Origin of the sequence: Neobacillus drentensis (genome assembly GCF_036965425.1) — a bacterium.
In the GTDB taxonomy this organism is placed as follows: Bacteria; Bacillota; Bacilli; order Bacillales; family Cytobacillaceae; genus Neobacillus; species Neobacillus drentensis_F.
On the sequence record NZ_JBALPP010000019.1, the window covers coordinates 34135 to 58542 of the forward strand.

General features: G+C 38.0%; 30 protein-coding genes and 1 pseudogene. 18 read left to right on the forward strand and 13 right to left on the reverse strand.

The window, feature by feature from the left end:
* The first annotated feature begins 272 nt into the window (after positions 1–272).
* Positions 273–851, forward strand: a complete 579-nt coding sequence (locus V7161_RS05290) for a TetR/AcrR family transcriptional regulator (RefSeq protein ID WP_335442858.1) — start codon at positions 273–275, stop codon at positions 849–851.
* 72 nt (positions 852–923) lie between these two features.
* On the opposite strand, the gene V7161_RS05295 is transcribed toward V7161_RS05290, so the two are convergent.
* The 4 genes from V7161_RS05295 to V7161_RS05310 all read right to left on the reverse strand — a co-directional run bounded on the left by V7161_RS05295 (position 924) and on the right by V7161_RS05310 (position 4235).
* Positions 924–1565: a copper homeostasis protein CutC gene (locus V7161_RS05295; protein WP_335442860.1), complete on the reverse strand. Its 642-nt coding sequence runs from the start codon at positions 1563–1565 to the stop codon at positions 924–926.
* Positions 1566–2077: 512 nt separating this feature from the next.
* A complete protein-coding gene (locus V7161_RS05300; RefSeq protein WP_335442861.1) occupies positions 2078–2584 on the reverse strand; it encodes a CBO0543 family protein in 507 nt (168 codons plus the stop codon).
* A gap of 293 nt (positions 2585–2877) precedes the next feature.
* A complete protein-coding gene (locus V7161_RS05305; protein WP_335442936.1) occupies positions 2878–3666 on the reverse strand; it encodes a putative protein N(5)-glutamine methyltransferase in 789 nt (262 codons plus the stop codon).
* Between the two features lie 254 nt (positions 3667–3920).
* Positions 3921–4235: a hypothetical protein gene (locus tag V7161_RS05310; RefSeq protein ID WP_335442863.1), complete on the reverse strand. Its 315-nt coding sequence runs from the start codon at positions 4233–4235 to the stop codon at positions 3921–3923.
* A 157-nt stretch (positions 4236–4392) separates the two neighbouring features.
* Here V7161_RS05310 and V7161_RS05315 point away from each other — a divergent pair, with 157 nt between their 5' ends.
* The gene (locus V7161_RS05315; protein WP_335442939.1) at positions 4393–4848 is read left to right on the forward strand and encodes an ECF transporter S component; all 456 of its coding nucleotides are present in this window, start codon (positions 4393–4395) and stop codon (positions 4846–4848) included.
* Between the two features lie 51 nt (positions 4849–4899).
* On the opposite strand, the gene V7161_RS05320 is transcribed toward V7161_RS05315, so the two are convergent.
* Positions 4900–5358, reverse strand: a complete 459-nt coding sequence (locus tag V7161_RS05320; protein ID WP_335442865.1) for a hypothetical protein — start codon at positions 5356–5358, stop codon at positions 4900–4902.
* 145 nt (positions 5359–5503) lie between these two features.
* Between V7161_RS05320 and V7161_RS05325 the strand changes: the two genes are divergently transcribed.
* A complete protein-coding gene (locus V7161_RS05325) occupies positions 5504–5665 on the forward strand; it encodes a hypothetical protein (protein ID WP_335442867.1) in 162 nt (53 codons plus the stop codon).
* Positions 5666–5699: 34 nt separating this feature from the next.
* Here V7161_RS05325 and V7161_RS05330 read toward each other — a convergent pair whose 3' ends face one another.
* The 3 genes from V7161_RS05330 to V7161_RS05340 form a co-directional block, all read right to left on the reverse strand.
* On the reverse strand, positions 5700–6572 hold the full coding sequence (locus V7161_RS05330; RefSeq protein ID WP_335442870.1) for an AraC family transcriptional regulator: 873 nt from the start codon (positions 6570–6572) through the stop codon (positions 5700–5702).
* Positions 6573–6730: 158 nt separating this feature from the next.
* Complete coding sequence (locus tag V7161_RS05335; RefSeq protein WP_335442872.1) at positions 6731–7186, reverse strand: NUDIX hydrolase; 456 nt, start codon at positions 7184–7186, stop codon at positions 6731–6733.
* A gap of 22 nt (positions 7187–7208) precedes the next feature.
* Positions 7209–8204: an aldo/keto reductase gene (locus V7161_RS05340; RefSeq protein ID WP_335442874.1), complete on the reverse strand. Its 996-nt coding sequence runs from the start codon at positions 8202–8204 to the stop codon at positions 7209–7211.
* Between the two features lie 316 nt (positions 8205–8520).
* Here V7161_RS05340 and V7161_RS05345 point away from each other — a divergent pair, with 316 nt between their 5' ends.
* Complete coding sequence (locus V7161_RS05345; RefSeq protein ID WP_335442876.1) at positions 8521–9609, forward strand: GerAB/ArcD/ProY family transporter; 1089 nt, start codon at positions 8521–8523, stop codon at positions 9607–9609.
* 81 nt (positions 9610–9690) lie between these two features.
* Positions 9691–9906, forward strand: a complete 216-nt coding sequence (locus V7161_RS05350; protein WP_335442878.1) for a spore germination protein — start codon at positions 9691–9693, stop codon at positions 9904–9906.
* A 12-nt stretch (positions 9907–9918) separates the two neighbouring features.
* Here the strand turns inward: V7161_RS05350 and V7161_RS05355 are convergent, their stop codons facing one another.
* Together V7161_RS05355 and V7161_RS05360 are read right to left on the reverse strand one after the other, a co-directional pair.
* Positions 9919–10953, reverse strand: a complete 1035-nt coding sequence (locus V7161_RS05355) for a DUF4179 domain-containing protein (protein WP_335442880.1) — start codon at positions 10951–10953, stop codon at positions 9919–9921.
* On the reverse strand, positions 10950–11459 hold the full coding sequence (locus tag V7161_RS05360; protein ID WP_335442881.1) for a sigma-70 family RNA polymerase sigma factor: 510 nt from the start codon (positions 11457–11459) through the stop codon (positions 10950–10952). The genes V7161_RS05355 and V7161_RS05360 overlap by 4 nt, the downstream gene beginning before the upstream one ends.
* Positions 11460–12051: 592 nt before the next feature.
* Here V7161_RS05360 and V7161_RS05365 point away from each other — a divergent pair.
* Entirely contained in the window at positions 12052–12435 is a 384-nt protein-coding gene (locus V7161_RS05365; RefSeq protein ID WP_335442882.1) for a DUF1398 family protein, read from the forward strand.
* A 62-nt stretch (positions 12436–12497) separates the two neighbouring features.
* Here the strand turns inward: V7161_RS05365 and V7161_RS05370 are convergent, their stop codons facing one another.
* A complete protein-coding gene (locus V7161_RS05370) occupies positions 12498–13997 on the reverse strand; it encodes a malate:quinone oxidoreductase (RefSeq protein WP_335442940.1) in 1500 nt (499 codons plus the stop codon).
* Positions 13998–14330: 333 nt separating this feature from the next.
* Here V7161_RS05370 and V7161_RS05375 point away from each other — a divergent pair, with 333 nt between their 5' ends.
* From V7161_RS05375 to V7161_RS05400, 6 genes are all read left to right on the forward strand, one after another.
* Positions 14331–15425: a site-2 protease family protein gene (locus tag V7161_RS05375; RefSeq protein WP_335442884.1), complete on the forward strand. Its 1095-nt coding sequence runs from the start codon at positions 14331–14333 to the stop codon at positions 15423–15425.
* Positions 15426–15561: 136 nt separating this feature from the next.
* Positions 15562–15903, forward strand: coding sequence for a PadR family transcriptional regulator (locus V7161_RS05380; RefSeq protein WP_223594700.1), 342 nt, complete (start codon positions 15562–15564; stop codon positions 15901–15903).
* Positions 15896–16378: a hypothetical protein gene (locus tag V7161_RS05385; protein ID WP_335442885.1), complete on the forward strand. Its 483-nt coding sequence runs from the start codon at positions 15896–15898 to the stop codon at positions 16376–16378. The genes V7161_RS05380 and V7161_RS05385 overlap by 8 nt, the downstream gene beginning before the upstream one ends.
* Positions 16375–16902: a permease gene (locus V7161_RS05390; protein ID WP_335442887.1), complete on the forward strand. Its 528-nt coding sequence runs from the start codon at positions 16375–16377 to the stop codon at positions 16900–16902. Before V7161_RS05385 ends, V7161_RS05390 begins: the two co-directional genes overlap by 4 nt.
* 70 nt (positions 16903–16972) lie before the next feature.
* Positions 16973–17344: an iron chaperone gene (locus V7161_RS05395; RefSeq protein ID WP_335442888.1), complete on the forward strand. Its 372-nt coding sequence runs from the start codon at positions 16973–16975 to the stop codon at positions 17342–17344.
* Between the two features lie 18 nt (positions 17345–17362).
* Entirely contained in the window at positions 17363–17944 is a 582-nt protein-coding gene (locus V7161_RS05400) for a YdeI/OmpD-associated family protein (protein ID WP_335442890.1), read from the forward strand.
* Positions 17945–18195: 251 nt separating this feature from the next.
* Here V7161_RS05400 and V7161_RS05405 read toward each other — a convergent pair whose 3' ends face one another.
* Positions 18196–18672, reverse strand: a complete 477-nt coding sequence (locus tag V7161_RS05405) for a hypothetical protein (protein ID WP_335442891.1) — start codon at positions 18670–18672, stop codon at positions 18196–18198.
* A 242-nt stretch (positions 18673–18914) separates the two neighbouring features.
* On the opposite strand from V7161_RS05405, the gene V7161_RS05410 reads away from it, so the two are divergent.
* From V7161_RS05410 to V7161_RS05430, 5 genes are all read left to right on the forward strand, one after another.
* Entirely contained in the window at positions 18915–19397 is a 483-nt protein-coding gene (locus V7161_RS05410) for a DUF2975 domain-containing protein (RefSeq protein ID WP_335442893.1), read from the forward strand.
* Between the two features lie 10 nt (positions 19398–19407).
* Positions 19408–19617 (forward strand): helix-turn-helix domain-containing protein, encoded by a 210-nt coding sequence (locus V7161_RS05415; RefSeq protein ID WP_223594711.1) that lies wholly within the window; start codon positions 19408–19410, stop codon positions 19615–19617.
* 174 nt (positions 19618–19791) lie between these two features.
* The gene (locus V7161_RS05420; protein WP_335442895.1) at positions 19792–20259 is read left to right on the forward strand and encodes a DUF3291 domain-containing protein; all 468 of its coding nucleotides are present in this window, start codon (positions 19792–19794) and stop codon (positions 20257–20259) included.
* 118 nt (positions 20260–20377) lie between these two features.
* Complete coding sequence (locus V7161_RS05425) at positions 20378–20698, forward strand: hypothetical protein (RefSeq protein WP_335442897.1); 321 nt, start codon at positions 20378–20380, stop codon at positions 20696–20698.
* Positions 20699–20814: 116 nt separating this feature from the next.
* Positions 20815–21531, forward strand: coding sequence for an urease accessory protein UreH domain-containing protein (locus V7161_RS05430; protein WP_335442899.1), 717 nt, complete (start codon positions 20815–20817; stop codon positions 21529–21531).
* 558 nt (positions 21532–22089) lie between these two features.
* On the opposite strand, the gene V7161_RS05435 is transcribed toward V7161_RS05430, so the two are convergent.
* Positions 22090–23904, reverse strand: coding sequence for a GMC family oxidoreductase (locus tag V7161_RS05435; RefSeq protein ID WP_335442900.1), 1815 nt, complete (start codon positions 23902–23904; stop codon positions 22090–22092).
* 221 nt (positions 23905–24125) lie between these two features.
* On the opposite strand from V7161_RS05435, the pseudogene V7161_RS30360 reads away from it, so the two are divergent.
* Positions 24126–24362: pseudogene (locus V7161_RS30360) on the forward strand (IS110 family transposase); the annotation flags it as partial.
* Positions 24363–24408 lie beyond the last annotated feature (46 nt).

Below are 24408 nucleotides of genomic sequence, written 5' to 3' on the forward strand. Positions count from 1 at the left end.
GATAGGACCTTTTTTTATGGAATTGGTGTCTGTTATAGAATTATTGTTCNNTTTCCATCCTTTCTAACAATTATGTGAACTTTTTTACAACGTGTTGAATAATTAACATCGTATAAATTATATTATAGTTAGATAGTTGGTAATGACAACAGACAATTCCTGACGAAGTGTATATTAGTTATCATTTTTGTGAGTTATGTTGTTAATGCGGAAGATAATAGACACAACTGAAGTAATTGTAAATTTCCAATTAGAGGGAAAGGTGATTAGACATGACGGATCATGAAAATACTCGCGTCGATCCGCGAATACTGCGGACGCGCCAATTAATAAAGGATGCTTTAATAGATTTGCTTCAGGAGATGGAGCTAAATAAAATAACGGTTAATCGAATTGCGGAGCGTGCAACGATCAACCGTGTTACGTTTTATCTTCACTATCGTGATATTCAAGACATGATGGAGAAAATGGCACAGGAAATGGCCGAGGATATTGAGGATATTATGAGGAGTGCGACTGATAAGGAATCCACCGGCGAAACCGATTCGTTGATGCTCGAAAGCCTGCTTGAGCATATAGCCGAGAATGGTAAATTCTATAAAGTGGTTCTTGGTACCAGAAGGACACCCATTTTTACCGAGCGGTTATTAAAAATCCTTACGGAAGCCATAACAAAGAGAACAGAGAACTCCTTTCGCGCTGCTACCGGCATTCAAAGGGATGTGGCTATCTGGTACGGTTCTTCCGCCCTTATCGGTACGATTGTGGCTTGGCTGCGTAACGATATGCCTTATACACCGCAATATCTTGCCAAGCAGTTAACAATGCTTTTTCGGATTGGGGGAAAGTAGCTTCGTACTGCGGAGTTCGAACCCAAATGTTAGCGCCCGATTTCCCTGAGTGGGAATATCGGGTTTTTCCATCTACCAAAGCTCACCCACAATTTTTGTTCCATGTACCTCACTAACATTTAACACGTTTGCAATATGATTTAGATTTTTATCTGTAATTCCCCCGCCAGGCAGAATAATGATTCTGTCAGCCGCATATTCCACGATTTCCTTCAAACGGCTTAGGTTAGCTTCAATTGGTGTAGAGCTTGGCCCTCCATGTGTTAAGATTCGATTCACTCGATGCTTCACAAGCCAATCAATCGCTTTAAACTGGTATTCATGATTAATATGATCAAATGCCATATGAAAGGTGACATCTAGACCTTCCGCAGATTCCAGCAGCTTGAGCATAGCTTCCTCATCAATCCAGCCTGCATCATTTAAGCAGCCGATCACCACTCCATCTGTCCCTAACTGTTTAAAATGGACGATCTCCTTTTGCATGATCTCTATTTCCTCTTTCGAATAAATAAAATTTCCGCCTCTAGGCCTTACTATGGCCATTACCTTAATATTTTTTGAGTGACAATAGGAAATCGTTTTGGCAGCCACCCCGTGACTGACGGTAGTGCCGCCAACAGCGAGGTTGTCACAAAGCTCAATGCGATGGCCCCCTTTTTCAATCGCTTGAGGAACCCCTGTAAAATTCTCTACACAAACTTCTTTTAACATCTTAACGATCCTTTCTGAGCTGATAAAACTTCCGTAAACTGACATAACCCGATTCATTTCTACCGGATTCGATTTTAATCAGACGTTTGATTAAAATTGCTGAGAACGCGGTTACATGAAGCTTTCTTTCCTTGGGAAGGTAAAAAATTTGTTGAAAAATATCCTTGAAATCGTAAGGCAATAGTTTTTCTACACCCATCGAGCATATTCGATGAAATTCCGTATGTGCTATACTAAATAATCGTTTGATTGAATTCGGTAATAACCGCACTATTGAAGGTTTTATGTGACGAGATCACAGCGAAAATTGTTTGAAAGATTATCTTAAAAATCAACATCAACCAAGTAAAAAGGACAAATTTCTAATGTACTAACAGAAATCTATTGGATTCCCTATTTTTCGCCTTTAATCAAACGTTTAATTAAATATGGCTTCCACCCGTATCATTACTGGTTTTTTTCAGCTAAAAACGTTAGAAGAATGTCGAAGGAATGAAGCGTTTGGCAAGTGTTTAGTGTTTAGGCAATGAAACATGAAAGTAAATGATAAAAAATGCTGTAAATAAAAACGAAACCACCCAAGCAGGAATAGGCTTTAGGTAATGAAATCTCAGCATGATAGCCCATAAGAAATTAAAGGCGACAGACCACCCATAATTCCAACCGTTATGATACGAGACTTTTCCAGCAATAAACATTATGGTCTCAATACCAGCAAGAATAGCTCCTGAAATTAATAAATAGGTTATTACTTTCTTTGGAGACTTAGGTAAATAGGTCAAAAACAGAATGACGATACATGGAAAATTAATAAAGTTTTGAACCAAAAATGAAAAGGAAGTGTTTAATAAAAAATCAGGTTCCAATTTCCATAGAACATTCTTTTCGCCAACAAAGTAGCTATATAATAAATTATTTACAATCAGATATAAAATAGTGGGATAATAGTTTCTCCAGTTTTTCACATCACCAAATTTCCAGCAGCAAAGTACAAGAGTTAAGCACAGAGCAACGCGCAATAGGAACACCCTTATTCAACAGTTTTGTTTTAATATCTGCTAAATTTGTCAAAAGTATAATGTTACTATCTTGAATCATGAAAAACAAAAAAAAACTTTATCAAAAGGCTAAACAATTATTGATAGTTTGTCGTTAATATTAATGTAACTTGCTAAACTCCTATGCAAGTACTAGTATTATTTCGTTAGAGAGCTGTCCTTTTTAGGGCAGCCCTTTTTCATACTGTGATATTTTCAAATGACTTTATTCATTCATAATAAAATCCCCTGACATTGTCACGGGGATTTCCCAATTATGCTAAATTGGTGGGTCTGGTTCCAATTACAATGGTTGCATCCAGGTCCTCATAGCGGTTAACCTGAGGGATTAGCCCGTTTTGGGTGAAGATTTCAACGGTCTGAGGTGCCTGCCTTTCGCTCGTCTCTACTAAAAGATGCCCTTCAGGAGCGAGCCAGAGCGATGCTTCTTTTGCTACTCTTCGCTGAATATCAAGCCCGTCATTTCCTCCATCAAGCGCTACCTTTGGTTCATATAGACGCGCATCCTGTGGAAGCAGCTGAATCGCCTCAGTAGGAACGTAAGGGGCATTTGCTACTAGGATATTAACTTTACCGCGTAGCTGGGCAGGTAGTGGTTCATAGAGATCTCCTTCATAAACAAGGCCACCTACGTTGGTAACATTGCGGAGGGCACAGTTTACTGCAGTTGGATCGATGTCAACTGCATGCAACTCAATCGACCCAAGGGCTTTTGCTATCGCGACACCTACCGCTCCAGTACCACAGCAAAGATCAACGACGATGGTACCAGGTACATAAAGTGCTGCTGCCTTTTGGACAAGTAACTCAGTACGGCGTCGGGGTACGAAAACCCCTGGGCCAACTGCAATCCTATTGCCGCAGAATTCCGCCCAACCAAGGACATGTTCAATCGGGGTACCTGTGATTCGAAGGCTGACCATAGTAGAGAGTGCATCCAATGTCTGTGCCTCAGAAATAAGAAGCCGAGCCTCTTCTTCTGCAAAAACACAACCTGCAGTCCGAAGTCTCTCGATTATACTTTTTTTAATTTGGTCATCAATATAAGATTTCACTTGACTCTCTATAAATACCACCCAATCATTGTAAAGGTTATTATAGGGAGTTCGTTAAAAATTGGAAAAGTCCTTCTTATACTAACTTTCTCCTCCAACGCAAAAAAGAGATGGCCGCCACACTGTCGGCGCTTCCAATAAATTCAATTGGGCATGCTTGTAAAGGTTCTTGAGGACAAATCTCGCTTCGAATCCAAGCAAAATGTCCTTAAGAACGCCCCTCCTTCAACCCTTGCACCCGTTTAAAATAAGAATTTATCTTTAGACTGACTAGCTTTTTTCTCTATTTGTTTGTTAAGCAATTTTAGAAAGTGTAACTGCGCTTTTGAACTGTTCATTAATCTCTTAACCCGAAACGGGCTATCTAAATATCGTCGTATTCGATAGTTCATCACAATTAATTTTCGATACTTTTCTTCCTGATATAATTCTTGAAACCAGGGCAGTTTTTTCAATTCATGGATATGGGCATCAATTCTCCTAGTATCAATGCTTCTCCATTCATACAAAGGGTCTGTGATAGCAATGAGAACATCAAGGATATATGATACTTTCATTTATTTACCGCCTTTGGTAATAATAAAATTATGTATTTTTAAATGTCTGATAATATGATATTATTTTAACAAAAAAGAAGAGGTTAATTATATGAATACAACATTCACACCAACAGAATCATCTAAGACTAGAGCTATCGTCATCAATGCACTTTTCATCGCGTTAACCCTTGTCGCCACAATGTTTATCAACATAAGGCTCCCAATCATGGGTAACGGAGGTCTTATCCATCTGGGTAACGTGCCTCTTTTTATAGCTGCCATGGTTTATGGCAAAAAAACAGGTGCCATCGCCGGTGCCTTCGGAATGGGCTTATTTGATGTTATCTCTGGTTGGGCCATCTGGTCACCGTTTACCTTTGTCATCGTTGGTGCAATGGGCTTCGTAGTCGGACTCATTTCCGAAAAAGTACCTGGCAACAGAGTCGTTGTTCACACTCTGGCCGTTGCAACTGCACTGATCATAAAAGTTGTTGGCTACTATTTTGCCGAAGTGATCCTATACGGTAACTGGGTCCAGCCATTCGGCTCCGTCCCCGGCAACATTTTGCAGGTTGCAGTAGCAGGTATCATTGTAGTACCTCTTGTAGGGCGCTTTAAGAAAAGAGCTTAACAAAATAAAGAACATTTGGAGGACTGCCTATAATGGGGCAGTCCTTTGTTTTTAACTTTTTTCAATTTTACAGATCCATTTGTAGTAACCCAGTAAAAGGATTAGCAAAATGGGATCAAGAATAGCTGAATATAACAAGTTCCACCAGCCGTAATAAAAAAATCCCCAAGGTTTAGGCAGTAGTGCCAATAATTCGTACAGCAATAGGAAAATAACCCAAAAGATAATATACCGTGCCCTTTTAAACATCGACCTATTAAAAGGATACCAGTTTAAAAATGTCACACACACAGGCGGAATGAGAATCGTATAGGCTAATATATTTGTCCAATCGATCCCTCTCCAAAAATACCAGTATCCATTTGTTTTTTCATCGATGAATATATCAAACAGAATTTCCAATATCATTGAAAACGTCCAGATATGAACAATTTGATTTTTGGTAAGATGTTTTTTCATTTTATAGGCAACGCTATTAAAAAGGACAATTGAAAAAGAAAATACGACCATACTTACATTCCCCTATTAAAAATGCAGTTAATATCCTTTAGTTTCGCCTTTAATAGGAAAATAATTCTTTTCCTGTGACGCTCATATACCGAGTGCCATTTTGTAAATAATAAGTTTGTTAAATCATAAATTGAGGGGGACTTGTATGCAACAGAATCAACAAGCAAGTAATATGGTTTCTAATATGAAGCCAGCAACAGCATCTGCTGGAACAGATGCGCAAAAGGTAAAACAAGAAATTCAAACAGATGTAAGCCAGGGACAAGGTGCCATGACTTCCCGAGAGGCAGGAGCAATGCGCGATTAAAAAAACCACTCTGAGTGGTTTTTTTCCTGCGAAATCATTTTTTCAAAACTGGAATCCATATTTCACTTTTTACAGTTGGTGAAGTTAAATCACTGTCTTTAATCGACAAAATTTCTGGTCCTTCTGTTTGTTGATAGTTTGAAGACGGAAACCATTCAGAATAAATACGTCCCCATGTTTCCTGCAGTGTTGCTGGAAAAGGACCTACTGACTCGAATACAGCCCAAGTTAAGGCAGGAATCTTTAGTTTAGAAAGATTTTCTGGACACTCTTTCGTTGTCGCAACTCCTATATAATGATCCAGATCACCTTTTTCCTCCATACGGCCTTCTGAAAAGTTAGTAGATGCCTGAATGATCCCTTTTGGTTCAACATTAGATAATTCCTTAAGTTTATTTATCTTCTCCATATTCAATGTCTTCCACATATCCGTGATTTCTTGATTCTCGCCTTGGAAAACAATCGGTACCCTTTTCGTGATTCCCACTATGTTGAATGCCTCTTTTTCTTCAATTCGGTAATTCATTTCATTTCCTCCCGTAATGGATAATTGGAAGGTCATTCGTGGATAGGCTTTTAATAACTGGCCATTATTTCTAGCTTCTGATGGTGTTACGCCATGCAAACTGTGAAAAGCTCTGGTAAAAGAATCTGGTGAACTATATCCGTATTTAATCGCAACATCAATAATCCTTGAGTTACTATTATTTAGCTCTAGAGCTGCAAGAGTAAGACGTCTTCTTCGAATGTATTCTGATAGCGTAATCCCCGCAAGAAAAGAAAACATTCTTTTATAATGGTATTCCGAGCAGAAAGCTATTCTTGCCACTTCTTTAAAGTCAATATCTTGCGTAAGGTTTTCTTCAATATACTGTAATGCTTCATTCATGTTCTTCAATAAATCCATCCTATGACCTCCCTTCATCCAAAGAATAGCAGAAACCGAATTGATCCTTCCGACAATTGGTGCACAATTATGTCGGGTAAATAGCAGCCTTATAAAATAACAAAAATGTGTCTCCACTTCTTGTAGAAACGCCCCGTGGTTTGAAGAAGGATTTTTATTTACCTAATTTGTTGATTAAAAATATTTATTGAATAGAAATTTTTATGAACTAAATTATTTACTATTTGTTTTATTACACTCGCATCACGAAGCTCTTTATTATCAAAGTCCGCTAGGTCATTCACCTTTACCCATTTACAGTCTATAATTTCATCTTCTTCAATTATTAATGAACCACCTGTGACTTCACCCGTAAAATGAAACAGAATTACTTGACTCCCTGCACTACTAATAAAGTTATAAATACCAGTAGAACTAGTAAGTTCCACGTCTAATCCTGTTTCCTCTTTTACTTCCCTTTTAGCTGCATATAAAACGTCTTCACCAGATTCAATTCGTCCACTTGGAAAATTCCACTTATTCAATGCACTTGGCTTATTTTCTTTAATTATTAAAACTTCTTCGTCTTTGAATATTGAAACACTAACTACTAAAACAATCCCATCTTGAGCCATACTATCTCCTTAGCATTACTATTTAAAAGAACCATTTTTCCCGTGGTACCGGGAAGTATTCGCCAGCGACAAGTTCTGAGGGCACGGCTTCTTCAATCCGTAAAAGATCGTCTGGACTTAAATTTAGGTCAAGTGCACCGACTGAATCCTGAAGTTGTGTTCTCTTTCTTGCCCCAACCAACGGGATAACATCTTCACCCCGAGATAGAACCCATGCGATGGCAAGTTGCGCAACAGTTACTTGCCTTTCTTTAGCAATTGTACGCAGTGCCTCGACAAGGGCTAAATTCTTTTGGAGATTTTCGCTAGCAAACCGCGGACCATTACTGCGTTTATCATCCAAGTCTAATACCCGATCTTTTGACCATGTACCACTCAACAACCCTCTTGAGAGAACACCATAAGCCGAAAGAGAAATGCCTAATTCCCGTAAAGTGGGCAAAATATTGGATTCGATGCTCCGATTAAATAGTGAGTACTCCATTTGCAGCCAACTTATCGTATGTACAGCGTGTGCGCGACGAATTGTATCCACTCCTACTTCTGAAAGACCAATGTACCGCACATATCCCTTCTTTACCATATCGGCCATTGCACCAACCGTTTCTTCAATTGGTACGTTTGGATCGATGCAAGCTGTGCCAGGTTGATAAAGATCGATGTATTCAACTCCTAGGCGAAGCAGGGAATCCTCAAGGTAATTCTTTACTGTATGAGGGTGATTATTACTCTCTTGATGACTCTTGCCCTGAGCGTGTAGTTTGCCATCGAACTTTACTGAAATGAACGCATTTTCCCGTTGGATTCCTTGGAGTGCTTCACGTAGAAGTAATTCATTGTGTCCATCGCCATAGAAATCCCCTGTATCAAAAAGGGTAATGCCTCGCTCAAGTGCCGCGTGGATTGTTGCAATGCTTTCGCTTCGATCAGCATTACCATATAGCCATGACATACCCATACAGCCTAGACCAACCTCAGAAACCAGAGGACCGTTTTGACCAAGTGCTCGTTTTTTCATTGAACATTTCCCCCTCCGCAGCCGTCTCCTAATTGTTGAAGAAACGCACCGTTTACACATTAAGAATTTTAAAGGCTTACTTTTCTACAATATAAAGGAGATGTGTTGCGATTTTAATTTTATTCCTATTCGAAATAAATAATAAAATTCCTTCTTGAACTGCTCCGCAACAAGAAAAAAACCGTTTATTAGACAACATGATTGATAATTCTTCCATACAAGGAAAATATAAATTAAGAAGCTATAGGGACACACCCCCTATTCCTATTAACCAGGGAAGAGAGTCCATAAACGAATAGGAACCGGAGGAAGCGCTATGGAGCAACCTGTACCTGAAAAAGCAAAAGTATCGCCCTTTTTAGCTTTTTTTATCATTCACCAAATGCAGTTTGGCGTAGGGGTCTTAGGTTTTCAGCGCATAATCGCTCAATCTGCAGGATATGATGGATGGATTGCCGTTCTTATCGGCGGTTTAAGTGTCCATGCCATAGTTTGGATCATGTACAAGATTGTTGAAATGGCTAATGGAGATATCATTACAGCCAATACTCTCGTATTTGGAAGGAAAATAGGCAAACTGCTGTCTCTCCCATTCGTTGTTTATTTTATCCTGATCATGATCGCCACACTTAGAGCGTTTATTGAGGTTATTCAAGTATGGGTATTTCAGGATATGAGTACCTTTTGGTATGCCCTGGCCCTTTGTACTTTAGCCATTTACATTGTTTTTGGAGGGTTCAGGACCGTGACAGGGGTGGCATTCTTCGGAACGATTCTCCCGTTCTATTTAATCTTCACTTTTTTGTTTACCCTGCCTTATGCCGATTTTAAAAACTTACTTCCCATCTTTGATCACTCGATAATAGAATTGGTCAAGGCATCTTATCAAATGTCCATTACATACCTTGGCTATGAGGTTCTATTGTTTGTTTATCCGTATATCAAAGAACCGCAAAAATCAAAGAAATGGGTGCATTATGGTGTGTCTTTTTCCACTCTTCTATATCTTTATCTTTCTATTGTAACGTTTGCTTATTTTTCAGAAGGACAGCTGAAAAGGTACATCTGGCCCACTTTGACGATGTGGAAAATAGTCGAACTGCCTTTTGTGGAGAGATTTGATCTCATTGGCATCGCCAATTGGAATCTAGTGATTCTCCCAAGTGTTTGCATTAGCCTATGGTGTGCCAGCCGGACATTAAAAAGAGTGACGAATCTAAAGCAAAAGTATGGGGTTCTTCTGATTACAATGGTCGTATTAATCGCCATTAATTTTTTTAAGACACGGCAGCAAATTCATATCCTCCTCGATTTTACGGGAAAAATATCCTTTTTTATAAATTACGGGTACATACCTTTATTATTCCTTCTGTTACTGATTGTGAAGAAATTGAAAAAAGGTTAGTAACATACTAACCTTTTGCTGGGCATGTGGACAATCACAAGCCTTATTTTAAAATAATATGGAATAAGGATGGTGATAGACATGGCAGGCTCAATCAATATTGGCCAATTTAAGGTTCGAACACTAATCAATAATGCCAACATTAATTTCGGTGCAACTTATCAAAACAGCCATACCGCCAATAGCACAATCATTGGCGGCAATTTTAACTTTGGCGATGGCTGCTTAAACTCGTTCACTAATATCAATTCAGGTAAAATAAAAGTTTCAAATGTAAACAGTGGCGAAGATTCCTAAATTGACTCTCTTTTACTCCCCAATTGGTTTCAGTTCCTCTAATCCCACCATGTTTATGGTGTAAGGTTTTTTATATTCTTTGTCCAGCTGTGCTGCCACTTCTTTTCGAATTTGCTCTTTTTGCTTTTGATCCTTTTTCTCAAGCGAGGTTTCGATGGTGATCACTAGCTGATTTTTCGTTGAGTAGGTGAAAGAATTGATTTTGTAAGTCTCTTTTTTTGCCATTAACCCTTCGAAAATTGTATGAAGATCTTTTTCTAGCTTTGTATCCTGATCCATATTGCTCAAATCCATCGTTCGAAGATCGATGGGATATTCTGCTTCAAAATCTTTTTTGGTTAAATAGTTTCGAACGATATCCCGAACTTCATCCACTCGGTTCTCCGACTCCGGAATAATGACTAAAAGCTTTCTCATACTAGCAATTTGCCCAACATAATCAACGCTATAACCTTTCTTTTTAAGAAGGCTTTGTATTTCTTTTGCCTGGTCAATCTCTAATCTATTGATTCGTCGCATGGATGCATAAAAATCAGCTTTAAACGGGAGAACCTCTATTGATTTTGCATAATATCCCTTCTTTTCGAGCATCTCTTTCGTAAGCTTTTCTGCATCCATTTTCGTTTTTTCATTATAATCTTTACTTTTTAAAAGGACATATACTTTATCAGGATCATCGCCCTCCATCAATCCTTGACCAACACGTAAACCTTGAGCCTCGTATCCGCGTCTTAGGCCCTCTTCCCTAACAAGGGCAAATACAGATTTTTCACCATCTTTATCTAGGTCTTTTAAAAACACTTCATTTAAATATGGAATTTTTGACGCCATTTCTGCCATTGCTGGAGAAACCAAGGTAGAACCAAAGAACAATCCTCCAACCGCTACAAGTCCTGCTAATGACCCGATTAGTTTCTTTCTTTTGCTGTTGGGCTTCATTCCGGTTGTCTTTTCTTCCCTTTTGGCATTTTCGATCCCTTTATACATACGATCCATCACTTCATCTGGAATCTGAATTTTTTCTAGTTCGCTCTGAATTTTGTTCATGAATATTCCTCCTTTTGGTGCTCCAATCGAATTTTTTCTAATGTCCGATAAATTTTAGACTTTACTGTACTGATTGGTGAGCCAACCATCTCCGAAATTTCCTGGAAGGTGTATTCTTGATAATACTTGAGAAAAATCAACTTTTTTTCATCTTCGTCTAATGTATTTAGCAGCTCATGTAACAATAAATCAGAGTACCTTTCCTCCGTCTGATGTGTTCCTAGTTCACTACTAAAATGAAGCTCTACCACTTTCTTTTTCTTTCTTAGAAGGTTAATGGATGCGTTAATGGTGATTTTCAAGATCCAGGTCTTAAAGTAACTCAATTCCTTTAAGCTTTTTCTGTTTTTAAAGGCGCGATAGGCAACCTCCTGGACAATATCCAAGGAGTCCGCTTGATTTTTCACATACAAATAGGCCATCCTATATATCGAATCTTTATGTGTTTCAAATAATGTAATAAATAACTTTTCATTCAAGATGCCATCTTTTCCAGATAAAGTCATTTTTTCACCCCTTTTTGTTCTCTACATTATTAGACCAAATATGGTTGATTTTGGACGAAGGATTTTTAAAAAATTTTTCTTATTTAGGGATGCGAATTACTTCGATTTTCTTATTGAGGGCTCGGTTCTATGGTTTGGAGAGTTGTTTTGTCCCATTGAAACTGGCTATGGGACATTTTAGGTTTTTTGTAGCATGGGTTTGTCCCATAGAAAACGTCTATGGAACATTTAAAGGTCTTTGGCCCTTGGTTTGTCCCATAGAAACCGGCTATGGAACATTTTAAGATCTTTGACTCTTGGGTTTGTCACATAGAAAACGGCTATGGGACATTTTAAGGTCTTTGACTCTTGGGTTTGTCCATAGAAACCGGCTATGGGACATTTAAGAACCTTTGGTGCCTGGTTTTGTCCCATAGAAACGGTCTATGGGACATTTTAGGGTATTTGCCTCTTGGGTTTGTCCCATAGAACCGGCTATGGGACATTTTTAGATTTTTCGATTGTCTTGTCCTCTGATAATTACTATTTTAGGCATAAGAACAATCTTTACGGTTAAAATGAGGAAGAAAAATTCTAGATGGAGGAACGGATCATGAATGACAAAATAACGGAAAAAGCGGTTCATGAAGTTATTGAAAGAAGAAGCACTGGAAAGACAAGCTTTGCAGAATTTTTGGAGGAATTAGCTCAAATCGGGATTGTTGAATACGATATTGATGTTACAACTGGTCAAGCCACATACAAAGGCGAGAGCTCTGAGTTACATACTGAACCTCAAGTTAATTTTGTGATTTCCAACCACTTTGATAGAAATCAGGCAGTACAAATAATCGCAAACATTACACTTCCTTTTTTAGACTTTCTAAGGGAGATCGCTAACGCCGGAATTAAATCCTATAATGTAAATATTACCGAAAAAAAGGCTATTTACATAGGACTAAATGGGGAACAAATCGTTGAACCGCTTCAGCTTTAATACATCCATACATAAAAAAGAACCTCTAATCCAAAATAAGATTAAAGGTTCTTTGTTTCAACTTAGCTATACACCAATTCTTTTTCACGCAGACCAAGCGCCTCTTCTGTGAAAGTATGAACTTCCTCCAGCAGCCCTGGGTTTTTCATTAGTGACATGCCATAGGATGGTATCATTTCTTTGATTTTCCCTTCCCACTCCGAAATCTGATCCGGGAAGCATTTTTTGATTACCTGAAGCATAACGTGAACGGCAGTGGAAGCACCTGGAGATGCTCCTAGTAATGCAGCGACTGAGCCGTCTTCAGCGGTGATTACTTCTGTACCGAATTGAAGCGTACCTTTGCCAGCCTCCGTATCCTTGATAACCTGCACACGCTGGCCAGCTACGACTAAATCCCAATCCTCTGCTTTCGCATTCGGGATAAACTCACGCAGCTCTTCCATGCGCTGTTCTTTCGATAACATTACTTGTTCGATCAGGTATTTAGTCAATCCCATGTTTTTTGCACCGGCAGCCAGCATCGTGACGAGATTATCCGGTTTTACGGAAGTTACCAAATCCATCATGGAGCCCGTTTTTAAGAACTTTGGCGAGAAGCCGGCAAATGGTCCAAATAGCAACGATTTTTTATTGTCAATAAATCTTGTGTCAAGATGCGGTACAGACATTGGCGGAGCGCCAACCTTCGCCTTGCCGTATACTTTTGCATGATGCTGCTCAACAACTTCCGGTTTGTTACACACCATAAATAGTCCGCTAACCGGGAATCCGCCAATATGCTTTGACTCAGGAATACCGGTTTTTTGTAGTAAATGAAGACTTCCGCCCCCGCCACCAATAAAGACGAACTTGGCCGTATGACGTTCGATGTTTCCAGTAGCCATATTCCACACTTTCAATTCCCATAATCCATCGCTAGTACGGGTAATATCATCAACTTGATGATTGTATTTTAATTCGACGTTCTGCTTCGTTAAGTGGTCGAACAACATGCGCGTTAAAGCGCCAAAGTTAACATCCGTTCCTGAATCGATTTTGGTTGCCGCAATTGCTTCATTCAAGGTACGGCCTTCCATAATGAGCGGAATCCATTCAATCAGTTTGTCATGGTCATCGGAAAATTCCATCCCTTTAAATAGGGGATTGTTTGACAGCGCTTCAAACCGTTTCTTTAAAAACGTTACATTTTCTTCCCCATGTACTAAACTCATGTGAGGCAATTGTCTGATAAAATCCTCTGGATTTTGGATCAGACCGCTGTTTACAAGATAAGACCAAAATTGCATGGAGACCTGAAACTGTTCATTAATATTAATAGCCTTACTAATATCTACAGAACCATCTGGTTTTTCGACGGTGTAGTTGAGCTCGCACAGTGCCGCATGCCCCGTTCCCGCATTATTCCATTCGTTAGAGCTTTCTTCCCCTGCGTTGGCGAGCTTTTCAAACATTGTAATTTCCATTTCCGGTGCTAATTCTTTCAAGAGTGTTCCTAAAGTTGCACTCATGATTCCGGCGCCGATTAAAATGACGTCTGTTTTCGTTTCTTTTATGCTCATCATTTTTACCAACCTTTTCTCCTGAAATTTGCAGAAAGATGCAGCGGCACACCAAACTAAGGCGCGACCAAGTAACACACCTTTTCTGTCTCAAATACTACTATTTCTATTGTACTAAGGTTATTAATTTCTATTATACGATAATTATAGTTTATTTAATAACTTGTTTAAAGTGAGAAGTACTTCCACAATGATTAAAAACCTTCCATTTGAAGACTTTTTCCCCAAAAATCCCTTCAATATTAACCGTAAATAATTCTAAAGCATCTTTCCAATATATTCTTGTATAATAGACATACGGCGTCATTTTCATCTACAAAAGGGGATGTTTATGTGAAAAAAAAGAAAACCTCTTTAGGAATATTAGGAACAATCGTAGCGATTATATTAGGTAAATTAAAATATATTTTAGTAGTATTTAAATTTCTTAAATTGCAAACGCTTTTAAGCATGTTTATTACGCTTGGAGCCTATGCCTTAATTTTTGGCTGGAAGTTTGCCGTAGCGTTAGTCTATTTGTTGTTTGTCCATGAAATGGGGCATGCATATGCGGCTAAAAGGATTAAGCTGCCAGTCAGCCCGGCTATATTTATTCCTTTTATGGGGGCCGTTATTGGAATGAAGGAAATGCCTATAAATGCAAAAGATGAGGGATATGTCGCCTACATGGGCCCATTATTTGGGCTGTTATCGTTTTTGCCTGCCATTCCTTTGTATTTATACACACATGAACCCTTCTGGGCCCTGCTCATTATTTTGGGTGCGATAATCAATTTATTTAATTTAATCCCCATCACCCCATTAGATGGCGGAAGAATTGCCGCAGGGATTAGCACCAAGCTGTGGGGATTAGGAATCATCTTATTATTGGTCTATTCCGTCATGAATATTAGTTTCCTCGGATTCTTTATCGTCGTCCTCGGCTCAATGGAATGGTACAAATTATATAAAAAACAAAAACGTTTAAAGGACGATCAACTGGAAGTCCAAGAACTCGAACACTTACTAGTAAAATTAAAGCAGGAATCCCATGATTTAGATTCCATCCAAGAAATGGCCAGCAAGGCAAAATGGAAAATCACGAACCGGGATATAATTGAAACCCTAAATAAACTGAATTCGGAAATTGGAAAAATGAAAAAGGAACTTTATCTTCAACACTTATCAGGCGCCTTTTCTATAAGTGAAGAGGATAGCAGTAACAATCAGCAAATTATTGAAGAGATTCTCAAGCAATTAGAAGGAAAAGTAGCAGCTTATAAAAAAGAGGTACTGACAACAGAAACCTATTATAAAACGGATAAAAAAACGAAAGCGCAGTTATTTTTCATTTATATTGGTCTAGTTGTTGCACTGGCCGTTAGTTATTATTATGGAAATGGCCTTCTTATGAATCATCCGGAGATTCAACGCGAGATGAATAGATAATTTTTAAAGGTACACCTTCATACTTGGAGGTGTACCTTTTTATTTTTAAAAAAAGACATACTGTTAGTGACATATTACTGTCAATAACAGTATACTGTTATTAACAGTAATATATTGATTAGGAGGTTATTTATTCATGAAACATACAGGGAGACACACAGGCGCCTTTCTTTTGCTTTTTTTAACAGAGGGAGATAGTTATGGAGGGAAACTTCTGCAGAAATGTGAACAACAGCTTCCCATCAATCCCATTGATAGTGCCATTCTTTATCGTACTTTAAAAACTTTAGAACAAGAAGGGGCTGTTGAGTCTTATTTGGACACATCAGAACAAGATAAGCCGATTAAGATGTACAAAATTACTCCAGTTGGAAAAAGGAAATTAGATGATTTTCAAATAGATATTGAAGAAAAAATGAAGAATTTATCCTTTTTCTTAAATAAATACAAAGAATGGAAGGGGTACGATCATGATTAGTGGTGCGATCCTTTACGCTTTGGCGATTGTTCTTCTGAGTATTTCTTTTATAAAAGATCGTAATAAAACTAGAGATGCTCTATCAAAGTCATGGAAAAGCTTTCGGAATATTATACCTGACATGTTATCCATTATGCTTTTCGTTGGACTATCACTATCTATCTTAACTCCATCCTTCATTTCTTCCATCATTGGAGAAAAATCTGGATTGACAGGTATTGTTTATTCAGCATTTATCGGATCTATTGCCCTAGTTCCAAGCTTTATTGTCTTTCCTCTTGGACATACGTTAGTCCAAAATGGGGCAGGACTTCCTCAAGTAGCTGTATTAATGTCTACATTAATGTCCGTGGGCATCACAACTTTACCGATGGAACAAAAGATATTCGGGCGTAGTTTTGCCTATGCTCGCAACGCTTCTGCCATGTTAATGTCTCTAGTATTTTCATATATAATTTGGGTGGTGATGGGATGAAAAAATTAAAAAGATATCGTTTCTTTTTGATTTTGTTATTCGGGCTCCTAGTCCTTACTTTTATAAACCAATCGGTGGGATGGAAAGCATTTCAATTAACTGGAAAAAGCATTTTAGATATGCTGTTTCTACTCCCTCCAGTCTTAATATTCGTTGGTTTGCTTGATAAATGGGTGGAGAAAGAAACACTAATTAGATATATGGGAGAAAAATCCGGCATCTATGGCATTCTGTTCTCCTTATTATTAGGCGTCATTGCAGCTGGTCCCCTCTACGTGGCTTTTCCGATTGCAGCACTTTTATTAAAAAAAGGAGCAAGCATACGCTATATTGTATTTTTCCTAGGAGTTTGGACTACCGCGAAATTACCGGTTATTGTATATGAATTTGCTTCATTTGGAGGTACATTTACCCTCATTCACATTTGTTTTGGCTTATTATTTTTCTATTTAATGGGCGTTATTTTTGAAAAATTTTATGATCATCGCCAATTGTTACAGTATGATATAACTAAAGAAGTTTAGTTTAAAAATAAGAGGATATAGTATTTACTGTATTCTCTTATTTATTCCTACATCATTTTAGGAGGGAAACATGGAAGTTTTTGCAGAATTTTTAGCGCGCATTGATAACTCGCAGCATCGGGAGCGAACAGAAGAAGTTTTAGGATGGGTAGCTAAAAAATACCCGCATTTAATGCCAGAAATTAAGTGGAATCAGCCTATGTTTACCGATCACGGCACCTATATTATTGGCTTTAGCGTTGCCAAACAACATTTGGCTGTTGCCCCTGAAGAGGCAGGGATTACTCGTTTTACTGAAGAAATTGTGCAGGCTGGCTATAGTCACACGAAGGGGCTGGTACGTCTTCCGTGGAGCAGTCCAGTTGATTTCTCCTTACTTGAGAGAATGATTGAGTTTAATATTTTGGATAAGGCAGACTGTTCCACTTTTTGGCGGAAGTAATGATGAGGGGTGTCCTGGATGACAAATAGTAAGGTTGATGAATTTTTAGGAAAAGCTAAAAAGTGGAAGGAAGAATATGAGAAGCTGCGAGCTATCGTTCTTGACTGTGAGCTGACCGAAGAATTTAAGTGGATGCATCCTTGTTACACGTTTAAGGATAAAAACATCGTTTTAATCCATGGATTTAAAGAGTATTGTGCCCTTCTGTTTCACAAGGGTGCCTTGTTAAAGGATACCCATGGGATTCTAATCCAACAAACGGAGAATGTACAGGCGGCGCGCCAGATTCGGTTCACCAATCTTCAAGAAATCGTGAATATGGAAACCATCTTGAAAGACTATATTTATGAAGCGATTGAAGTGGAAAAAGCCGGTTTGGAAGTGGATTTTAAAAAGACGACTGAATACATAATTCCTGAAGAACTTGAAAATAAATTCGGTGAAATCCCTGCCTTGAAAACGGCATTTGAAAAGTTGACGCCAGGAAGGCAAAGAGCCTACCTTCTTCATTTTTCACAGCCTAAACAATCCAAAACTCGAGAGTCAAGGGTTGAAAAATATGTGCAGCAAATTCTCAATGGAAAAGGTTTAAATGATTAGAACATACCTTCTTCCGATTTAGCATTCTCAAAATCAAAAATTCCTCCCATATTAAATTACATGAAAGTATTTACACATGCGACAGAGGGTGGTGCCTTTTGTTTCAATATTATGGTGAAACATGGATGGTTAGAAAAACAGCGCGAAGCGATAGACCGTGAATCGCTGGCATAAGGCTACGAGAAATAAGGGTAGCAAATTGGGCGTTGTACTATATTACAACGCCTTTTCTTTTTGCTCTTTCTTCATAATCATTGGCTATGTCGAGTTTCCCCACTAACTGTTACACCCTCAGCCGTTACCGCTATTTTTTCAGTTTTATATTTTTTTAAATATTTTTCGTTATAAGGTAAGACTGTATATTGGGAATATGCGGTATCTTTTCCTAAAACAAGATCATCATTCAGGCATTCCCCTTTATTTTCATCAACCTTTTTATCGCCATAATAATGGGATATCTCAAAAACAGGCTTACAATTTTTTGATTGAAGAGTTATTACTTTACCTGTTTTATTTTCAATTGATGTTTTTAATTGAATGATTTTCCCTTTAAATGTTTGAATTGGAGTAGAAACAAACATTGATACTTTAACCCGGCTATCCTCATTCTCTGCCGTCATTCCAGCGGGCTCGCCTTTTGGGTGGAATTTTTGGTATTCCCTTTGACCGAAAATTCCAATTACTATTCCAATTAATAATACCGCTAATATAGTAATGCTTTTTTTCATCTTTTTAACCACCTATTCCTTTATCCTCTATTTTCCTAAAATTCTACATATTAGTTAAATATACCTGCTTCATCTGTACTAGCCGTTGAACACTCGGCAGGATTCGCGACAAACAAAATAAAAAAAGCGGCAAAATCCGCTCATATAACAACAAAAACATAATTATAATCGTTATTTTTTTATTGATAAACGATAAGCAATGAATTAAAATCAATTTACAATAAATATGTGAGGTGCTTTTTATGAAACAAGTGACAACACTGTTTTTAAAGATAGCTGTTATTCTTATCGGCATTCCGATTCTTGCGTTGTGCATTTTTTTGGTGCCTGAGATAGGAAATGTTGCAGCAAAATTGCTTCCAGAGTTTGCTTTTATAAAATATCTCGTTTACGCCGTTTTTTATGCATCGGCTATCCCTTTTTACTTTGCTTTGTATCAAGCTTTCAAACTTTTACGCTATATTGATAAAAATATCGCTTTCACCGACTTATCTGTCATTGCTTTAAAGAAAATCAAACACTGTGCCATCACAATCAGTGCCTTGCATGTGCTCGCCTTGCCGCTCTTCTATCTCTTTGCAGAGAAAGATGATGCTCCAGGGGTCATCTTTGTCGGTTTGGTTGTACCTTTTGCTTCCATGGTGATTGCAGTCTTTGCTGCTGTCCTTCAAAAGCTTCTAAAAGAGGCGATTGATATTAAATCAGAAAATGACTTAACGGTCTGAGGTGAAAACAATGGCGATTATTATCAATATTGATGTGATGCTGGCTAAAAGGAAAATGAGCGTAACAGAACTTTCGGAGAAGGTTGGAATCACGATGGCGAATCTTTCTATATTGAAAAATGGAAAAGCAAAAGCGATCCGATTTTCAACTTTAGAGGCGATTTGTAAAGCATTAGAATGTCAGCCTGGAGATATTTTAGAGTACAAAAGCGAAGAATGATGCATTTGTAGAATGAGGGTTATTATTTGTAGAATACCCAGCCATATTTGTAGGAAGCACGCCACTAATTGTAGAATCCCACACCTCAAATTCGTAGAATATACCCCCATAATTGGAATTAGTCCAGTCCTTCTTGAATATATGTAGGTGAAAAGTGGAAATGAGGAGATAAGTATGGCTTTTGTTGCAATCTATACTGTTGGCAGGCTAAAACATCCGTATGAACATCCTGCCTCTCGTGAGTTTTTTGAAGTGGGATACAAAATCATTCAACAGGCCGCTATATCAGGGCAGCTTATAGAGGAGTTTTCACCGGATGGAGTACCATTCCCTGAGGAAGCGATCAAGGGGGAAGGTGCGCCCATTCTTACACTGACAGTATGGAAAAGCCTGCAATCTTTATATTCCTTTACCTATTCAGGCCGACATAAGAACGCTATACGAGACAGGAACAAGTGGATTGAACCGCAACAGGAGAAACCACCTACATATGTGGTCTGGTGGACGGAAAAGGTGAAGGATGTATCCTGGGAGGAAGCTTTCAAGAGGTACAACTATTATATTCAACATGGACCAACTCCTTATGCGTTTGACTATAAGCATGCATTTGATGAAGCAGGAGAGTCATCCTTACTTAAATAGACACCGCTTTTACTATCTGACCCATTCATAGAATTAGAGGATATGTGTTAAAATTCTATAAATTAGAGTGGCCAAAATCGCCACTCTCTTAATTTTAAAAAAAGATGGTGAAGCTGGTATGAGAATAAATTTATCAGAAAAACAAATCGAGGAAATCCAACGAATTGTTCAAAAAGAACTTTTGATAAAAGGAATCGTACCAACAGATGAATATCTATTTATCCACTGTTTTTCAAAAACACAGAAAGAAACTGTCTATTATCATCTGTTAAAAGAAAATGATCAGTTGATCATCCGCTGCTATGCACGCGTGTTCGACAACTTAGGTCTGAGCGTAATTATTAGACGCACAGCCAAAAATATATTTGAATATCTGATAAACCAAACTGGATTATATAATACACTCTATGTAGAAAACGGGATAGAATTTAATTTTTAAAATTTTTTCTCCTTTATAAAATAAATATGTTTAATAAACAAACCCCCAATCTGCTTCTGTGGTACTATTAAAAAAGCAGGTTATTTATGAATATATGAATTTAAGGAGGAAAATTAGTGGAAGTAGGTTTTCTATCCATTCTAGCTTTAGGATTTGTGCTTGGGATCAAGCATGCAATAGAACCAGATCATGTAATCGCAGTGTCTACCATTGCTAGTCAAAGTAAAAAATTACTTCGCTCGTCTTTAGCAGGAGTATTCTGGGGAATAGGTCATACTGCTACATTATTTATTATTGGCATCATTCTTATCTTTATGAAGGGTGAAATACCTGAAAAATGGGCTATGTCATTAGAGTTTTTAGTAGGTATTATGCTTGTGTATCTTGGTGCTTCAACAATCCTTTCCTTTAAAAATATCCACTTACATCAGCATGATCACGATGGAGAAAACCATAAACATGTCCACTCTCATGAACATCGTGGTACACATGAGCATAAACACCAGTATAAACATGTTTCCTATTTAAAATCATTGGTGATTGGCTTAGTACATGGTCTTGCCGGAAGTGGAGCGATGGTTCTATTAACGATGAGTACCGTTAAAAGTGTTTGGGAAGCGGCTATTTATATCCTTATATTTGGTGCCGGGACCATTATTGGAATGCTTTTCTTTACCACCATAATAGGGATTCCATTCGTTTTCAGTGCCAAAAAAGTAACGCTGAATAACAAACTTACTCAAATAACCGGTCTGATTAGTATCGTGTTTGGGATATTTTATATGTACAACTTAGGGGTAACTGAAGGACTATTTAAACTTTGGATACATTAGTTTTTATTGTTAGAGAGATGGATTTTCCATCTCTCTTATCTTTAATTACTGGTAATTTAATATTCTAGGCATCCATCCAATCGTATTTGGGTGAACACTCATAAATTACTGTAACTTTGAGTGAAAGGATGATATTAATGGTTTATTACATAATTTTGCATCATTACCATCCATGGTATAAACCAATTATGGTTCCATTTATTCCCCCACCACCGGTACCACCAGCTGCTGTTACCTATCGAAATTTGTTGAACGATTATTATTTAAAATACCCTTATTAGACTAGGCTGCCGTAAAAGAAGCTAGATCTTTCAGGAAAGCCGCCGTTAGCTTAAGTATATTCCTTCACAATCTGCATGAGAGAAAATAAAAACAGAATAACAGTCTCGTGAGAACCTCCTTGATATGGGGGACGTTCGTAGCTTTGTAAACTCATTTCGCTGTAAGGAAATATTGTTAAATAACTCATAGTAAATTTTGAATATGCCCTTTTAGAACAGCTTGTCCAAAAAGACCGCTCTAAAACGTTAGAACGGTCTTTCCTTATATATTCAAATTTTAATTACTACTCTCGTCACTACTTTCATCATGGTGGTGATGATGGTCGCTGCTTTCATCAGAATCTACAATATCCTCAAATTCATCATCATCAATCACAATAGGATTCGGATCACTTTGAATGAGTCTCACAGCATTTAAACCAATCACTTCTGCCCCCAATACCGTATTCCCATCAGGTAAAATTGGAGCAATGGAAAGGTCAGCTACTTTAAGATTTTTTGTTCCAAAAACATTTAGGAATCCATCTACAACTCCATCAGCAATTGTTCTTCCCATTTTACATTGACCCCCGTAATGGTCGAAGGCTAAATAGGAAGCATGGACAAAATTTGCTAACATGGCCCTCTTCTGTGCATCTGGCAATTTGAATATACTTTCATCAGGATAAACGACCTGATAATGACCACCTGGGTCGAGCTGACGAGCCTTGATAATCATATCATAAGTTTCAATATATTTTTGAACCATGAAATCTATATCGTTTTGTTCGTGAAGCGGATTTAAATCAATGGTCGGATAAGCCTCAGGATCACTATGCGCAATCATCACGGTGCCTCTGCTTCTTGGGTTTACATCGGCAATCCCAATACTCATAACATTGGATCCTGCATTTGGGTCTGGGTTAAACTGCCACCCGTTGATGAGTACATCTTGAACAGGTACAAAAATAGGAAGAGGAAACCCTAATAATTGAAGACGACGGCCACCGATCGGGTTATCCTCTTTTTTGAATCCGGTAAGGGCAATTGGTTGATTTGGATCAGCGGCCAATACCTGAAGAATTCGGCTATTTTCTACTCTTACACCCATACCTACAGCAAATTGACATTGGAAGTTGTGACCCACATTCGGGCTGTCAACCAAAGTCATTATGCCAGCTTTAGCTAAATCTTCGGGTTTTCCAATCCCGGATCGTTGGAGGACAACGGAAGAAAATTGACCAGCGGAGACAATAATCCCCTTTCGAGCATACCCTACTTCGGAGACCCCATTTCGAACAAACTCAACACCTACAGCGATTTTGTTACCATGTTTGTTTTTAAACAGTATTTTGTTTACAGTTGTTTTAGCTAGAATGACTAATCTTCTACCATTAACTCCAAATTCATCTGGTTGGAACTCATTACCTTGAGTGACAACTTGGCTGTTTAAATATCCTGTTGCTACGGACGAACGAACAAGGTTGCCATTTTCCATCTTTTGCGTAAATTGCCCTTTTGGGGACACAACATCTCTTATTCCTGTATTGTAATCTTTCTCAATCGGGATACCAAACACTTGGTGGGTAGCTTCTGTTAAGGTTTGGATTAATCCTTGATTCGGAATATTTTGTTGTCTGATAAAAATGGGTCCGCTATTCCCACGCTTTTGAGGTTCTTGTGAGTCTCCAGTGTAGGTTTCATTTTCCCTAAATAAAGGGAGTAGACTATTATAACTCCAAAGGGGATTTCCACTCAGATTGGCCCAAGCATCATAAAGGTCACTGCTTCCCCGTACTGCGTACATGGCATTGTGTTCAGAACTTCCACCAATGGCTCGTCCACTTTCTGTGATAAGTTGACGGCCAATTGATTGCTCTAGTATAGTTGCGACATTAAACGAATGTCGATTATCGGTCGCATTAGCGAGAGCTACTGCAATATTGGGACTGCTTAGTTCTTGAGTCATATTGGTTCCTGCTTCAAGAACTAGAACACTAGTATGATGGGTTTCCGTTAGTTTATTTGCTATAATTCCTCCTGCTGTTCCTGCTCCAATAATGATATAATCAAAAATCTTTTTATCATGTTTTTTATCATGTTTTTTATCCAAATCTATTATCTCCTTTCATGCTAATAGATTATGAGGGCATGTCCGAAAAGAAATGATTACATGGCACATTTAAAAAAAAAATGTGTCTTTATAATATGTTTTTTATCTATTACACTATTCTGCTTCTATGCATATTATAAGGTCACCCAGAAAATATTTCTGATTGACCTTAGAGGTACTGGCAAATTACTAGTTTACTAGTTTAGGAGGAAGAATTAGAAATGAATCCAGTCATTGGTCTGGATGTTTCAAAAGGGGAAAGTCAAGTTCAGGTATTTTAAGATAAAGGCAAACCATATCGTAAGAGTTTTAAAGTTTCTCATGCTATTGAAGGTCTTGATTTACTTGTAGAGTTTCTAGAAGTCATAAAGAGAGAAACAGGTAGGAAACCACAAATCGTCCTAGAAGCAACAGGACATTATCATTTCTCTGTTGTTCAATACTTGGAAGAGTTTAATAAGGATCTATCCAAAATAATTTGACCGTTCCTTTTTAACCAAGGAA

Bases quoted from the DNA above. Each gene is read 5' to 3' on its own strand.
- V7161_RS05420 (WP_335442895.1), top strand. From the start codon at position 19,792: ATGGCTTTTGTTGCAATCTATACTGTTGGCAGGCTAAAACATCCGTAT.
- V7161_RS05390 (WP_335442887.1), top strand. From the start codon at position 16,375: ATGAAAAAATTAAAAAGATATCGTTTCTTTTTGATTTTGTTATTCGGG.
- V7161_RS05340 (WP_335442874.1), bottom strand. From the start codon at position 8,204: ATGAAAAAACGAGCACTTGGTCAAAACGGTCCTCTGGTTTCTGAGGTT.
- V7161_RS05335 (WP_335442872.1), bottom strand. From the start codon at position 7,186: ATGGCTCAAGATGGGATTGTTTTAGTAGTTAGTGTTTCAATATTCAAA.
- V7161_RS05355 (WP_335442880.1), bottom strand. From the start codon at position 10,953: ATGAACAAAATTCAGAGCGAACTAGAAAAAATTCAGATTCCAGATGAA.
- V7161_RS05320 (WP_335442865.1), bottom strand. From the start codon at position 5,358: ATGGTCGTATTTTCTTTTTCAATTGTCCTTTTTAATAGCGTTGCCTAT.
- V7161_RS05365 (WP_335442882.1), top strand. From the start codon at position 12,052: ATGAATGACAAAATAACGGAAAAAGCGGTTCATGAAGTTATTGAAAGA.
- V7161_RS05425 (WP_335442897.1), top strand. From the start codon at position 20,378: ATGAGAATAAATTTATCAGAAAAACAAATCGAGGAAATCCAACGAATT.
- V7161_RS05360 (WP_335442881.1), bottom strand. From the start codon at position 11,459: ATGACTTTATCTGGAAAAGATGGCATCTTGAATGAAAAGTTATTTATT.
- V7161_RS05295 (WP_335442860.1), bottom strand. From the start codon at position 1,565: ATGTTAAAAGAAGTTTGTGTAGAGAATTTTACAGGGGTTCCTCAAGCG.
- V7161_RS05410 (WP_335442893.1), top strand. From the start codon at position 18,915: ATGAAACAAGTGACAACACTGTTTTTAAAGATAGCTGTTATTCTTATC.
- V7161_RS05395 (WP_335442888.1), top strand. From the start codon at position 16,973: ATGGAAGTTTTTGCAGAATTTTTAGCGCGCATTGATAACTCGCAGCAT.
- V7161_RS05345 (WP_335442876.1), top strand. From the start codon at position 8,521: ATGGAGCAACCTGTACCTGAAAAAGCAAAAGTATCGCCCTTTTTAGCT.
- V7161_RS05290 (WP_335442858.1), top strand. From the start codon at position 273: ATGACGGATCATGAAAATACTCGCGTCGATCCGCGAATACTGCGGACG.
- V7161_RS05405 (WP_335442891.1), bottom strand. From the start codon at position 18,672: ATGAAAAAAAGCATTACTATATTAGCGGTATTATTAATTGGAATAGTA.
- V7161_RS05310 (WP_335442863.1), bottom strand. From the start codon at position 4,235: ATGAAAGTATCATATATCCTTGATGTTCTCATTGCTATCACAGACCCT.
- V7161_RS05370 (WP_335442940.1), bottom strand. From the start codon at position 13,997: ATGAGCATAAAAGAAACGAAAACAGACGTCATTTTAATCGGCGCCGGA.
- V7161_RS05385 (WP_335442885.1), top strand. From the start codon at position 15,896: ATGATTAGTGGTGCGATCCTTTACGCTTTGGCGATTGTTCTTCTGAGT.
- V7161_RS05330 (WP_335442870.1), bottom strand. From the start codon at position 6,572: ATGGATTTATTGAAGAACATGAATGAAGCATTACAGTATATTGAAGAA.
- V7161_RS05325 (WP_335442867.1), top strand. From the start codon at position 5,504: ATGCAACAGAATCAACAAGCAAGTAATATGGTTTCTAATATGAAGCCA.
- V7161_RS05415 (WP_223594711.1), top strand. From the start codon at position 19,408: ATGGCGATTATTATCAATATTGATGTGATGCTGGCTAAAAGGAAAATG.
- V7161_RS05400 (WP_335442890.1), top strand. From the start codon at position 17,363: ATGACAAATAGTAAGGTTGATGAATTTTTAGGAAAAGCTAAAAAGTGG.
- V7161_RS05350 (WP_335442878.1), top strand. From the start codon at position 9,691: ATGGCAGGCTCAATCAATATTGGCCAATTTAAGGTTCGAACACTAATC.
- V7161_RS05380 (WP_223594700.1), top strand. From the start codon at position 15,562: ATGAAACATACAGGGAGACACACAGGCGCCTTTCTTTTGCTTTTTTTA.